This window comes from Fusobacterium mortiferum ATCC 9817, from assembly GCF_000158195.2.
Classification (GTDB): domain Bacteria; phylum Fusobacteriota; class Fusobacteriia; order Fusobacteriales; family Fusobacteriaceae; genus Fusobacterium_A; species Fusobacterium_A mortiferum.
Map to the genome: position 1 here is coordinate 482565 of NZ_GL987988.1, position 13561 is coordinate 496125.

General features: G+C 30.2%; 13 protein-coding genes. 3 read left to right on the forward strand and 10 right to left on the reverse strand.

Annotation, left to right across the window (positions count from 1 at the left end):
* Positions 1 to 41 precede the first annotated feature (41 nt).
* The 7 genes from FMAG_RS03300 to FMAG_RS03330 form a co-directional block, all read right to left on the reverse strand.
* Complete coding sequence (locus FMAG_RS03300; protein WP_005884004.1) at positions 42 to 494, reverse strand: PTS sugar transporter subunit IIA; 453 nt, start codon at positions 492 to 494, stop codon at positions 42 to 44.
* Positions 495 to 533: 39 nt separating this feature from the next.
* Positions 534 to 1916 (reverse strand): PTS fructose transporter subunit IIC, encoded by a 1383-nt coding sequence (locus tag FMAG_RS03305; RefSeq protein WP_005884005.1) that lies wholly within the window; start codon positions 1914 to 1916, stop codon positions 534 to 536.
* A gap of 21 nt (positions 1917 to 1937) precedes the next feature.
* A complete protein-coding gene (gene pfkB / locus FMAG_RS03310; RefSeq protein WP_005884007.1) occupies positions 1938 to 2855 on the reverse strand; it encodes a 1-phosphofructokinase in 918 nt (305 codons plus the stop codon).
* Between the two features lie 19 nt (positions 2856 to 2874).
* Positions 2875 to 3723 (reverse strand): tagatose bisphosphate family class II aldolase, encoded by an 849-nt coding sequence (locus tag FMAG_RS03315; protein WP_005884009.1) that lies wholly within the window; start codon positions 3721 to 3723, stop codon positions 2875 to 2877.
* A 207-nt stretch (positions 3724 to 3930) separates the two neighbouring features.
* Positions 3931 to 4920: a UDP-glucose 4-epimerase GalE gene (gene galE / locus FMAG_RS03320; protein WP_005884012.1), complete on the reverse strand. Its 990-nt coding sequence runs from the start codon at positions 4918 to 4920 to the stop codon at positions 3931 to 3933.
* Positions 4921 to 4940: 20 nt separating this feature from the next.
* Positions 4941 to 6461 (reverse strand): UDP-glucose--hexose-1-phosphate uridylyltransferase, encoded by a 1521-nt coding sequence (galT, locus tag FMAG_RS03325; protein WP_005884013.1) that lies wholly within the window; start codon positions 6459 to 6461, stop codon positions 4941 to 4943.
* On the reverse strand, positions 6461 to 7636 hold the full coding sequence (locus tag FMAG_RS03330) for a galactokinase (RefSeq protein ID WP_005884015.1): 1176 nt from the start codon (positions 7634 to 7636) through the stop codon (positions 6461 to 6463). The genes galT and FMAG_RS03330 overlap by 1 nt, the downstream gene beginning before the upstream one ends.
* A gap of 174 nt (positions 7637 to 7810) precedes the next feature.
* Between FMAG_RS03330 and FMAG_RS03335 the strand changes: the two genes are divergently transcribed.
* Positions 7811 to 8968 carry an ROK family transcriptional regulator gene (locus FMAG_RS03335; RefSeq protein WP_005884017.1) on the forward strand — a complete coding sequence of 386 codons (1158 nt, stop codon included), beginning with the start codon at positions 7811 to 7813 and terminating at the stop codon, positions 8966 to 8968.
* 30 nt (positions 8969 to 8998) lie between these two features.
* Here the strand turns inward: FMAG_RS03335 and FMAG_RS03340 are convergent, their stop codons facing one another.
* Both FMAG_RS03340 and FMAG_RS14220 read right to left on the reverse strand, forming a co-directional pair.
* Entirely contained in the window at positions 8999 to 10207 is a 1209-nt protein-coding gene (locus FMAG_RS03340) for an FprA family A-type flavoprotein (RefSeq protein ID WP_005884019.1), read from the reverse strand.
* A 15-nt stretch (positions 10208 to 10222) separates the two neighbouring features.
* Positions 10223 to 12142 (reverse strand): acyl-CoA dehydrogenase family protein, encoded by a 1920-nt coding sequence (locus FMAG_RS14220; protein WP_005884021.1) that lies wholly within the window; start codon positions 12140 to 12142, stop codon positions 10223 to 10225.
* Between the two features lie 309 nt (positions 12143 to 12451).
* On the opposite strand from FMAG_RS14220, the gene FMAG_RS03350 reads away from it, so the two are divergent.
* Both FMAG_RS03350 and FMAG_RS03355 read left to right on the forward strand, forming a co-directional pair.
* Positions 12452 to 12670 carry a MerR family transcriptional regulator gene (locus FMAG_RS03350; RefSeq protein ID WP_005884023.1) on the forward strand — a complete coding sequence of 73 codons (219 nt, stop codon included), beginning with the start codon at positions 12452 to 12454 and terminating at the stop codon, positions 12668 to 12670.
* Positions 12671 to 12725: 55 nt separating this feature from the next.
* The gene (locus tag FMAG_RS03355) at positions 12726 to 13082 is read left to right on the forward strand and encodes a hypothetical protein (protein ID WP_005884025.1); all 357 of its coding nucleotides are present in this window, start codon (positions 12726 to 12728) and stop codon (positions 13080 to 13082) included.
* 190 nt (positions 13083 to 13272) lie between these two features.
* Here the strand turns inward: FMAG_RS03355 and FMAG_RS13645 are convergent.
* On the reverse strand, positions 13273 to 13561 hold a 289-nt coding region (locus FMAG_RS13645), incomplete at its 5' end, for a transposase (RefSeq protein WP_005884027.1).

Here is a 13561-nt window from a genome sequence, read left to right on the forward strand (position 1 = left end):
ATATTAATGACCTCTTTCTACTTTTTATTTTATATCAAAACTTAGAATTGAGATAAAAATGCTTCATAAATAGAGTGGCTATCATTTAATTTATTAAGATTAGCTCTAAAGTCATCATCCATTAATAATTTTGATATTTCAGTTAAAAAATCAATATGAGTAGTTCCAGCTTGTGATTTTGGCACAAGAAGGCAAATAGCTGTATTAATAGGTTCTCCATCTAAAGATTCCCATCCGACTTTATTAGTACTCTTTACAATTACAACTGCCGCTTTTTTTATAGATGGAGTTTGAGCATGAGGTATAGCAAAACCATCTAATAATCCAGTACTACCCTTACTTTCTCTTTCGTTAAGACCAAGTATTACTTCTTCTTTATCTGAAAGAATATTATTTTCAAAAGCTAAATCAGCTATAGTTTTAAAAAAGTCTTGTTTAGTAGTTAAATCTGTAACGATAATTTGTTTTTCAATTAAAAATTCTTTTAAGTTCATTTTAATTTCTCCTAAATTTTTTATTTTATTATATAATATTTAGTTTTTAATTTCTACATTTTTACGAGAAATACCATATAAAACTCCACCAATTGTAGAACCAACAAGTATAGAGAAAACCCATTTAAATCCACCAGTAACAACTGGTAATACTAAGAAACCACCATGAGGAGCAGGAACTTGTACACCAAAAATATATGTTAATGAAGCAGAAATAGCACAGGCTAACATTAGTATAGGAAGTACTACAATTGGTTTTTCAGCAGCAAAAGGAATAGCTCCTTCTGTGATGTGTGTAGCTCCTAAAACAATATTAGCTAATCCAGCACTTCTTTGGTCTGCTGTAAATCTGTTTTTAAATAATAAAGTTGCAATAGAGATAACTAATGGTGGTGTAATACAAGCAGCAGAAACTCCAGCCATAAAGTAATAATTTCCTTGAGCAAGTAAAGCTGTACCAGTAACATATGCAGCTTTATTTACAGGTCCTCCCATATCAAAAGCACACATTATTCCTACTATTATTCCAAGTACTATAGGATTAGAGTTTTGGAAAGAAGCAAGGAAAGATTTCATTCCTTCATTAACAGTTTCCATTGGAGAAACAATTACACTCATTATAATAGCTATAAATAACATTCCAAAAACAGGATATAAGAAAATAGCCTTTAGTCCTTCTAAAGATTTTGGTAATTTAGAAAAGACTCTCTTTAGAACACAAATAATTCCACCAGCTATGAATCCAGAAGCAATACCACCTAAAAATCCTGCTCCACCTACATTGGCCATCATACCTCCAACAAATCCAGGGACATAAGCAGGTCTTTCTCCAATAGAAGATGCAATATATGCTGAAAGAATAGGCACCATAAGTTGGAATCCAAAACCTCCAGCTTTATTTAAAAGAGCCGCAAACTCATTATAACTAGGGTCATTTGGATTAGAAGAATAAATACCAAATAGGAAAGAGACTGCTATTAAAATTCCTCCACCTACAACAAAAGGTAACATATGAGAAACTCCATTCATAAGATGCTTATATATTTGCTTTCCAATAGTAGGTTTAGCAATCTCTAATTCTTTTTCTTCATTTTCGATTTTATTTCCTTTTCTTATAGGAGCTTTACCATCTATTACAGCTTGTATTAATTTTTCAGCATCTTTAATTCCTTGACTTACACTAACTTCTATAACATGACAACCATTAAATCTCTCAGGATTCACATTTTTATCTGCAGCAATTATTATACCACTAGCTTCTTTTATATCTTCAGGAGTGATATTATTTTTTATTCCAGCTTGCCCATGTGTTTCTACTTTAATTTCTACTCCTAATTTTTTAGCAGCTCTTTTAAGAGCTTCTTCAGCCATAAATGTATGTGCGATACCAGTAGGGCATCCAGTAATTCCTAATATTTTCATAATTCCACCTCTTTTTATATTTTATATATTTTTTATTATTTTAACTTGTTTTAAAAGTTCAGGTACATTTTCAAAATTTGTTATTCCTTCTGTAAATGCTGTAGATGAAGCACTAGCAGAAGCATAAGCAAGAGCCATTTCTATTGTTTCTCCAAGATAACTTTTTCCAATAAATGTTCCAAGTAAAGTATCTCCAGAACAAGCTGTATTAATAACAACTCCTTTTGGTGCAGTAACAGCAACTGTATGATTTTTATCAAAATAGATAGCTCCATATTCTCCACGAGAAACAAGTATTTTTTCACATCCCATTTCAATAAGCTTTTTAGCATAAATTTCTATTTCTTCTTCGCTTAATGAATGTTTTATATTAAAAAAATCTGCTAATTCTTCATCATTAGGTTTTATTAAATATACTCCATGATGTAAATATTCTAAAACTTCTTTAGAACTTGTATCTAAAATTAATTTAACATTATTATTTTTACAGATTTTTATAATTTCTTCATAAATAGAAACATCAATTCCTCTAGGTAAACTTCCACATACAAAGAGATAATCTCCACTTTGTAAAAGATTTAACTGATTTAGAAGCTCAATTTTTTTTTCTTCTGGGATAAGAGGACCTTTATTTACAATTTTATATTCTGTTTCTGCATTTAGAAAAACATTTACTCGAGTAATTCCATCAACTTCTATAAAATTTGTCTTTATACCACTTTCTTCAAGTTTATCTTTAATAAAATTGCCAGTAAATCCAGCTATAAATCCCAAAGCAGTATTTTCAATTCCAAGTCTATGTAAAATTCTTGAAACATTTACTCCTTTTCCATTTTCTTGATAATCATCATAGTTACTTCTATTAACTTTTTTAGGTAATAGCTCATTTAAATCAATAAAAAGGTCAATGGCAGGATTTAAAGTTAAAGTATATAACATTGAAATCTCCCTCCTTCAATTAATATCTGTTTTGGCTCATACACATAAGAATTTTTTCTTTAACTATTTCAGCCATAGCTTTTTTTGCATCCTTCATATATTTTCTAGGATCATTTTCTTCTGGATGAGTAACTAGGTATTCTCTTAATTTAGAAGAGAAAGGAATTTTTAATTCAGTAGCTATATTTACTTTGGTAATTCCTAATGATATAGCTTTTTTTACTGCTTCTTCTGGTACACCAGAAGCTCCATGTAAAACAAGAGGAATAGTAACTAAATTTCTTATTTCCTTTAATCTTTCAAAATCTAACTTTGGTTCTTCTTTATATAATCCATGAGCAGTTCCAATAGCAACTGCTAGAGAATCAATACCTGTTTTCTTTACAAAATCTACTGCTTGTTGAGGATTAGTATATTTACTATCTTTTTCATTAACTACTAAATCATCTTCTTGACCGCCTAGAATTCCAAGTTCTGCTTCAACAGTAGCATCAAATTTATGAGCTATTTCAACTACTTTTTTAACAATAGCAATATTTTCATCATAAGAATGATGAGAAGCATCTATCATAACAGACTTAGTTCCTAATTTAAGAGAAGCTTCTATATCTTCTATTTTAGTATGATGATCTAGGTGTAGAATAATGGGAATATTATATTTTTTAGCAGCAGTTTCAACAATTGATTGAATATAATCTCTTCCAGCATAATCAAAAGTTCCTGGAGTTCCAGCTATAATAACGGGAGACCTTAATTCATTAGCCGTTTCAACAATAACTTGAATTGTTTCTAAGTTATGACAATTAAAAGCAGGGACTGCATATCCATTTTTTTGAGCATGTAATAATAATTCTTTAGAGTTTATCATCGTATCTTTCTCCTTTTATTTTGTATATTAAAAGTATATAAAAAACTATAAAAAAACACAACTATCAAAAAAAATAAAAAAATATATAAAAATTAATAGGTGTATTTTTATAAAAAATTGATTAAAATAAAAAAAAGGTATATATCCACAAAGAGAGATAGGGTGAAAGAGTGGATATATACCTTTTTTACTATTTAGTTGTATTCATTAATCTTCATATCCATTTGGATGAGATTTATGCCAATTCCAAGCAGTTTCTATAATTTTTTCAAGTGAGTTATATTTAGGTTTCCAATTTAATTCTCTCATAGCTTTTTCAGAAGTAGCTACAAGTTTTGCAGGGTCTCCAGCTCTTCTAGGAGATACAACAGCAGGGATAGGGTGTCCAGTTACTTTTCTAGTAACTTCAATAACCTCTTTAACAGAGAACCCCTCTCCATTTCCTAGGTTAAATATTGCACTTTCTCCTCCATTGTAAAGTCTTTTTAGAGCAAGGATGTGAGCATCAGCTAAGTCCATTACATGGATATAGTCTCTGATACAAGTTCCATCTGGAGTAGGATAGTCATCTCCATAGATTCCTATGCTCTCTCTTTTTCCAAGAGCAACTTGTAAAATTATAGGGATAAGATGGCTTTCTGGATTGTGGTCTTCTCCAATTTCTCCAGTAGGATGTGCTCCAGCAACGTTGAAATATCTAAGTGCTGTGAATTTTATTCCATAAGCTACATCACACCATTTCATCATTTTCTCAACTGCTAATTTACTTTCGCCATATGGATTAGTTGGGAAAGTTCTGTCAGTTTCTAATATAGGGATATTTTCTGGCTCTCCATAAGTTGCTGCTGTTGAAGAGAAAACTATATTTTTTACATTATGTTTTCTCATAGCTTTTAATAAGCAAAGAGTTCCATAGAAGTTGTTTTCAAAATATTTTAATGGTTCAGTCATACTCTCTCCAACAAGTGAGAAAGCAGCGAAGTCTATGACTCCTTCTATTTTGTTATCTGTAAAAACTTTATCTAAAAATTCTTCATCTCTTAAATCTCCAAGAACAAGTTTTGCCTTTTCATGAACAGCGTCCACATGTCCTGTTATAAGGTTATCTAATACTACAACCTCTTCTCCACTATCTATTAAAGCTCTAGTTACGTGGCTTCCTATGTAACCAGCTCCTCCACATACTAATACTGCCATTTTTATAGCCTCCTTAAATTTTAAATACTATTTACATGGTCAACAAATTTTATTAAACCAGCTTGTCCTTTCTCATCTCTTTTATATACTCCAGCATCTTCAAGAATTCTTGAGAAAGTAATTCCTACTTCAGATTTTAATATATCATGAGCATTTTGAGAAGATATATTTTCATGTTTTTTCATAATATTTTTTATCCACTCTAAATGTTTTTCTACTTTATTATCATTTTTAATCTTATCTTCATAGTCAGGTTCAACTATATATTTACTTAAAATTTCTAATTCCTCTTTTAATCTTCCAGGTAATACAGCAAGTCCCATTACCTCAATAAGTCCTATATTTTCTTTTTTAATATTATGAACATCAGCATGAGGATGGAAGATTCCAAGTGGGTGTTCTTCACTTGTTCTATTATTTCTAAGAACTAAATCTAGTTCAAAGTTTTCTCCTCTTCTTCTAGCTATTGGAGTAACTGTATTATGCGGAGCATCATTAGTATAAGCAAATATTCCAAGTGACTCATCACTATACTCTCTCCAAGCTTTTAAAATTTTATCAGCCAACTCTACAAGTTTTAATCTATCTTTTCCATTAATTCTAATTACAGACATAGGCCATTTTACAATTCCAGCTGTGATATCTTCATAACCTTTGAAAGTAATATTTTTTTCTACCATAGCTTTAGCCATAGGGAATTCGTGGTGTCCACCTTGATAGTGGTCATGACTTAATATAGATCCTCCAACTATTGGTAAATCTGCATTTGAACCTAGGAAGTAGTGAGGAAGCTGTTCAGTAAAACTTGTAAGTCTATCAAGGGCTTCCTTAGTAATTTTCATAGGTCTATGCTCTCCAGAAAATACAATGGCATGCTCATTGTAATATACATATGGAGAATATTGAATAAACCAAGGCTCACTTGCTAGAGTTAGTGGAATAACTCTGTGATTTTGACGTGCAGGATGATTTACCCTACCAGAGTATCCCACATTCTCATAACAAAGTAGGCATTTTGGGTATGAAGACTGTGGCATTAATCTCTCTTTTGCTATATCTCTAGGATCTTTTTCAGGTTTAGAAAGATTTACTGTTATTTCCATATCACCATATTCAGTAGCTGAATACCAATGCATATTTTTTGCTATTCTATCAGTTCTGATATAGTTAGATTTTTGAGCAAAGTCATAATAGAAATTAGTAGCTTCTTCTATTCCTTTTTCTTGAGAGATCTTTTCAAATTTTTCTATTATTTGAGTAGCAGTAGGAGTTAATTTTCCCATAATCTCTGTATCAAAAAGGTCTCTCATAGTAATTGTATCCTCTATGATACCTTTTTCTACTGCATAATCACATATTCTGTTTAAAATTTCTGTTGGATATTCAGGAATCTCTTCCTCTTTATATTCCACATTTTCCCAATCATCTAATCTTAAAAGGTGTAGTATTTCGTTTCTAGCAATTATTTTATCATACTTTCCTATTAGTCCATTTTTTAATCCAAAGGCAAGTAAAAGTTTTATATCTTTAAATATACTCATTAAAATTCACCTAACTTTCTGCTTCCATCTCCAATTTTAGCAACATAGAAATCAGCTACAAGTCCTGTTTTAGCTGTATATTTTTCTCCTACAGATTTAATGAAAGCATCTATATTTTCATCTTTAACTATACTTACTGTACAACCACCAAATCCAGCTCCAGTCATACGAGCTCCGATTACTCCTTCAGCTTCCCAAGCAGCTTCTACTAAAGAGTCAAGTTCAAATCCAGTAACTTCATAGTCATCTCTTAAAGAGATATGAGATTGATTCATAAGTTCTCCAAAAGCTTTGATATCTCCCTCTTTTAATTTTTGTACTGCCTCAACTGTTCTTGCATTTTCAGTTACAGCATGAGTAGCTCTCTTTAATTGCTCTTCATCAGTTATGAAATGTTTTACTTCGTTAAATTTTTCTACTGAAAGTTCTCCTAAATATTTTATGTTTATTCCATTTTCATTTAAAACTTTTACAGCAGCCTCACAAGAAGCTCTTCTTTCATTATATTTAGAATCAGCAAGTCCTCTTTTTTTGTTAGTATTAGCTATAACTACTGAAGCTCCATTTAAAGATATAGGGGCATATTGATAATTTAAAGAGTTACAATCAAGTAGAATAGCATTATCTTTTTTACCCATACCAATAGCAAATTGGTCCATAATTCCACAATTTACTCCGATAAATTGATTTTCAGCTTTTTGAGATAATTTTACCATCTCTACCATATCTACATCTAATTTAAAGAAATCTTTTAAAACAACAGCTGTTAAAAGTTCTAGTGAAGCAGATGAAGAAAGTCCAGCTCCATTAGGAATAGTTCCATTGATTAGGATGTCAAATCCAGAATCAATTTTGTATCCAGCATCTATGAAAGTTTTGATAACTCCTTTTGGATAGTTAGCCCAGTTATCCTCTTTTTTATTTACTAATTCATCTAAAGTAAACTCTTTTACTCCCTCTTTTACAAAGTTTAATGAATACATTCTAAATTTATTGTCATCTCTTTTTACTGCAATTCCATAAGTACCAAAATCAAGAGCACATGGGAAAACAAAACCACCATTGTAGTCAGTATGTTCTCCAATAAGATTTACCCTACCAGGAGAGAAGAATGTTTCTACCTTTCCTTCATAGTTAAAAACTTTTTTAAATTCTTTTATTAAATCTTGTATCATGTTTGACCTCCGACTAATTTATTCTATTTATCTACCATTAGTATATAATATTTTTATATATAATCAAGAGAAAAAAATAAAAAAACTTAAAACTTTTTTTACTTTTTAAAATAAGTTTGGCAATTTAATAAAAAATGGAGTAAAATATATAAAAGAGGTAAAGGGGGAAATATTTTGAAGAAGGAGAATATAAAATTAAAAATATTGGAATTGATAAAAGAAAGGGCTGGGATATCAAGAATTGATATCTCAAGAGAGTTTGACATCACACCAGCAGCAGTGGGAAAAATAATCAATGAATTTTTAGAGAAAAAAATTATTATTGAGGAAAGAGAGGGAGAGTCAACTGGAGGAAGAAGGCCATCTCTTTTGAATATAAATAAGGAGAAGATAGGGCAGGTATTAGGAGTATATTTTGCTCCAACTTTTGTACAGATAACTTGTGGAGATATTGATGGGAGTATATTTTCAACTAGAAGATATAGGCTTGGAGATTTAGGTGTAGAAATAATAGAGGAAACAGAGAAAATTATAGAGAAGGAACTTAAGAAAAATAAAAAAATAAAAGTGATATCTGTTGTTATGAATGGACTTGTAGATGGAGAAAAGGGAATATCTATTTTCTCACCTCACTATAATACTAAAAATATTCCGATAGTAGATAGATTTCAGAAAAAATTCAAAAAGAAAGTATATATAGAAAATGATGTAAGAGCAATGGCTTTAGTTGAAAAAGTTTTTGGAGAATGCAAGAAAAACTATAACTTTGTTGTTCTCAATGTAGAAGAGGGTGTAGGAGGAAGTATCTATCTAAATGATATGCTCTATCATGGATATGGTTCCATGTCTGGAGAATTAGGACATATGGTAGTGAAGAGAAATAGTTTGGAAAAGTGTTCTTGTGGAAAAAGAGGTTGTTTAGAAACAGAGGTATCCAATAGAGCAATTATAAAAAAAATTATGACCCAAATTAGAATAAATAATCAGTATAGTTCTTTGAAAAAAATATTAGATGAAGGGAAAAAATTGGAAATAAAAGATGTGTTAAATGGGGTAGATGAAAGAGATATGTTATCTCTATCAGTTACTGGAGAAGCTATACAATATATAGCTTATGCTATTGATATGATAATCTCTGTAATCAATCCAGAAAAGATAATTTTATATGGAGAATTTTTTCAAAATGAATATATATTTAATTCTTTGCTCAGTGAGATAGGAAAAATAACTTTAGATGAGCAAAATTATCAGATAAAAAGATCTAAATTTTATGAAAATATCTATGAGATAGCACCACTTGCATTAGGAAACTATCTGATATTTAAAAGATAAAAGGAGAGGGAAACCTCTCCTTTGAAATAATTATTTATCTTTCATAGAATCTAAGATAGCATCAACTAATGAATCCATTTCAATATGGTTATCTTCTGTCATAGAAGAAGTAAGAGTAACTTTTTCATTTAAGATATTCATATCTTTCATCTCTTCAAGAGCTTGAACCATTAAGCTTCCAACTTTACAAGCCCAAGAACCATTTTCAACTACTGCTACAGTTCTCTTTTGAACATTTAGAGCTTTCATATCCATTAAGTAATTGTGCATAGGAGGATAGATTCCAAGATTATAAGTAACAGAAGCAAATACTATATGACTGTATCTAAAAGTTTCAGCTATAAGTTCAGAAACATGTACCTTTGATACATCATACATATGAACATTTGTCATTCCTTTTTCTACAAGTTTTCTAGCAAGTACAGAGGCAGCATTTTCAGTATTTCCATACATAGAAGCATATACTATCATAACTCCTTTTTCCTCTGGAATATATTTACTCCATCTATTATATTTATCTAAAAGATATTCAAAGTCATTTCTCCATACAGGACCATGAAGAGGACAAATCATTTTTATATCTATTCCACCAGCTTTTTTAAGTAGAGCTTGTACATGAGGTCCATACTTACCAACTATATTAGTATAATATCTTCTAGCATCATTTATCCAATCTCTATCAAAGTTTACTTCATCATTGAATAGTTTTCCGTCTAATGCTCCAAAGCTTCCAAAGGCATCAGCACTGAATAAAACACCATTTGTTAAATCAAAACTTACCATAGCTTCTGGCCAGTGTACCATAGGAGCAGCTACAAATAGTATCTTATGCTTTCCAAAAGATTTTGTATCTCCTTCTACTACTGTTTCACATTTTTCTGGATCAATATGGAAACCAAATTGATTCATAAAATAGAAAGCTTTTTCAGAGCTAATGATTCTAACTTCTGGATAGTGCATAACTACCTCTTGAATCATAGCAGCATGGTCTGGTTCCATATGGTTGATTACCATATAGTCAAGTTTTCTATCTTTTAATACATGCTTAATATTCTCTATAAATTGACGCCCTATTGCCCAATCTACAGTATCAAATAGAACAGTTTTTTTATCTAATAAAAGATATGAGTTGTAAGAAACACCTCTAGCTATAGGGTGTACATTTTCAAATAGGTGTAGACGATGTTCATCTCCTCCTACCCAATATAAATCTTCAGTTATCTTTCTAACGTTATGCATACTATCTTCCTCCTATTAATCCTCTATCTCAATAAAAGCAGTTTTCTCTTCTCCACAATCTGGACAAATCCATTCTTCTGGTAATTTTTCAAATAGTGTTCCTTCAGGGATTTCATTTTCCTCATCTCCTATTGCAGGGTCATATTCATATCCACAACCTCCACAAACATATCTCTTCCAAGATGATGGTCTAGTAGGTTTAGGAACTACTCTCTTCATTTTTTTCATAGGAGGAGCAGGTTTTTTCTCTTCTCCATTATCTAAAGCTTGAGTAAGTAGAGGTAAAATCTCTTTTACGTCTCCAACTATTCCATAGTCAGCATTTTTAAATATAGGAGCATTAGGATTATTGTTGATAGCTACGATAGTAGTAGCATCTTTTATTCCTTTTAAATGTTGTCCAGCTCCAGATATTCCACAAGCTATATAAAGATTTCCATTAAATTTTTGTCCAGACATTCCAACATAACGATTAAGAGGAACATATCTTAGAGTTTCAGCAACTGGTCTTGATGAACCGATAGCAGCTCCAGCTTGATAAGCTAAATTTTCAATAAGTTTCATATTTTCCTTTGCTCCAATTCCTTTACCAGCACTTACTACACGTTCAGCTAATGGGATAGGAGTATCAGCAGGGATTCCAACAGTAAAGTCATATCCATCATTTTTTAGATTTTCAACTAAAGCATTAACTTTTTCTTCCATAGTTCCATCTTTGAAAATCATATTTTTACGTGGTCCAGTAACTCCACCTTTAGCCTTATCTTTTTTCTTTTTACTTTCACTCTTAGGCATCTTACCAATAATATGAGAAGCTATAACTACTCTTTGAATTTCATTTGTTCCCTCATATATAGTACAGATTTTTGCATCTCTATAAGCACGCTCTACCTCCATTCCCTTTAAGTATCCAGAACCTCCAAAGATTTGTAGAGCATCATTTACAACTTCAAGACAGATATCAGAAGCATATTGTTTTGCCATAGCTGACTCCATTCCAAAAGGTTCGTGATTCTCTTTTAGTTCAGCAGCACTATATACTAAGAATCTTGCTGCTCTTAATTTTGTAGCCATATCAGCTAATTTAAAAGATATAATTTGCTGTTGAGCTATTGGTTTACCAAATTGTACTCTCTCTTTTGCATATTCAAGAGCATGCTCATAAGCTCCTTGAGCAATTCCAAGAGCTTGAGAAGCTATTCCAATTCTACCACCATCAAGTGTAGACATTGCTATTTTAAATCCTTCTCCCTCTTTTCCTAGAAGGTTTTCTTTAGGTACTTTTACATTGTTAAAAATTAATTCAGCAGTTGATGATGAACGGATTCCCATCTTATCATAGTGGTCCCCAAACGTAAATCCTTCCCAACCTTTCTCAACAATAAAAGCACTAATTCCTCTAGTTCCTATATCAGGAGTAGTAACAGCAAATACTACATATGTATCAGCTTTATCAGCATTAGTTATAAATATTTTTCCGCCATTTAATATATAATAATCTCCAACTAATTCAGCAGTTGTTTCAGTTCCACCAGCATCACTACCAGCATTTGGCTCTGTAAGTCCAAAGGCTCCAAGTTTTTCTCCCTTAGCTAGAGGAACAAGATATTTTTGTTTTTGCTCTTCAGTACCAAAGGCATATATAGGATAAGCTCCAAGAGATACATGTGCTGATAGAATAACCCCAGTTCCACCATCAACTCTTGATAACTCTTCTACAGCAATAGCATAGCTAAGAGTATCCATACCTGCTCCACCATACTCTTTAGGATAAGGTATACCCATAAGACCCATCTCTCCAAATTTTTTAATAGCATCAGTAGGAAATTCATTATTTTGATCTAACATAAAAGCTATTGGTTTAACTTCAGATTCAGCAAATTCTCTAACTTTTTTACGTAACTCCTCATGAATATCAGTTGTTTTAAAAAGCATTGTACTACCCCCTCTTATCTTGCATTTTAATTTATTTTAAACTAGATTAAACTACTTATCTTTATATTCTGATTATATTACTCTATACCAAAAAAGTCAAGTATATTTTTATAAAAAAATAGTACATTTTTTTTGTTAAAACTACATTTTTAACTGAAATTTATAGAGATGAAAGAAAAAATAACTGTTAAAAATATTTTGTAAGTGTATATTTTGTTAAAGATATTGTAAAGTTAGTAATTTTATATTATAATCAAGATTAATAGCTGAAAAAATAGAAAGAATATAAAAAATAATGGAGAAAGTAATATGAAAAATTTTTATTCAATAGGTGAAGTTGCAAAAATTTTAAATATTTCAACTTCAAAATTAAGATATTATGATAAAAATGATATAATTTCCCTTGAAATAAGGAAAGAAAATGGCTATAGATATTATTCAGAAAAACAAATAGTTTTATTAAAAAAAATAAGTTTAGCTAAAAGAAGAGAAAAAATTTTTTTATACTCCAAGAATAGAGTATTTTGATAATATTTATAGAACTAAAATAATAGATGAAATTAAAGTCTCGGAAGAATGTTTTATGCCAGAAGAATTTCTAAGAAAAATAGATGAATATGAGGAAAATATAAGATTAAATATTGTAAAAAAAGATTTTAAAGATTTAGGAAATAAAGAGATAACAGGGAAAATTTATGTGGTTTTAGATCAAAAAAATAATGAAGAGGAGATTGTTATTAATAGTGGAGATTATGCTACAATATCTTCAATTGGGCATTTTGATGGCGAAGAAGGAAGAAAAGTTCTTTTAGAACTTTTAAGTAGGATAAAAGAAAATAAAATATCAATTTTAGATGAAAAAGTATATATTTTATTTGAAACAGAGATAATAAATATAAAAGAAAATATTTATAAACTCGCAATTAGGGTGAAGAAATAAAACTTTTTAAAGATATAAATATTATTTAATAAAAGATTGACTTTTAAAAGGTAGAAGTCAATCTTTTTTATATATAAGGAAATTATAATTTGACTTTTTAAGAGAAAAATAAGGAATTAGTTAATATTTCTATTAGAAGTTTAATAAAATAAGAAAAAATAAATATTTTTGTAACACAAAAAAGCTGATTTTAATCAGCGCTACCAACAATATTCTTTCCAACAAATGGAGCCTTTTGATATATTAAAATATGAAATTCTTCTACTTCCATAGTAACTTCAACTTTTTCTTTATTATTAGAAAGATCTTCATAATAGAAGGTAACTTTATTGTCAGAAAAATCTAGTATTTTATATTCAGCGATAGGAGCGCGAGATAAATATCTCCCAATATATTTGATAGCAGAAACATTATTATTTAAATCATTTTTAGCAACGTCAAAGAAAAATCTTGTATCTTTTTTATAAAGACTTGTATCT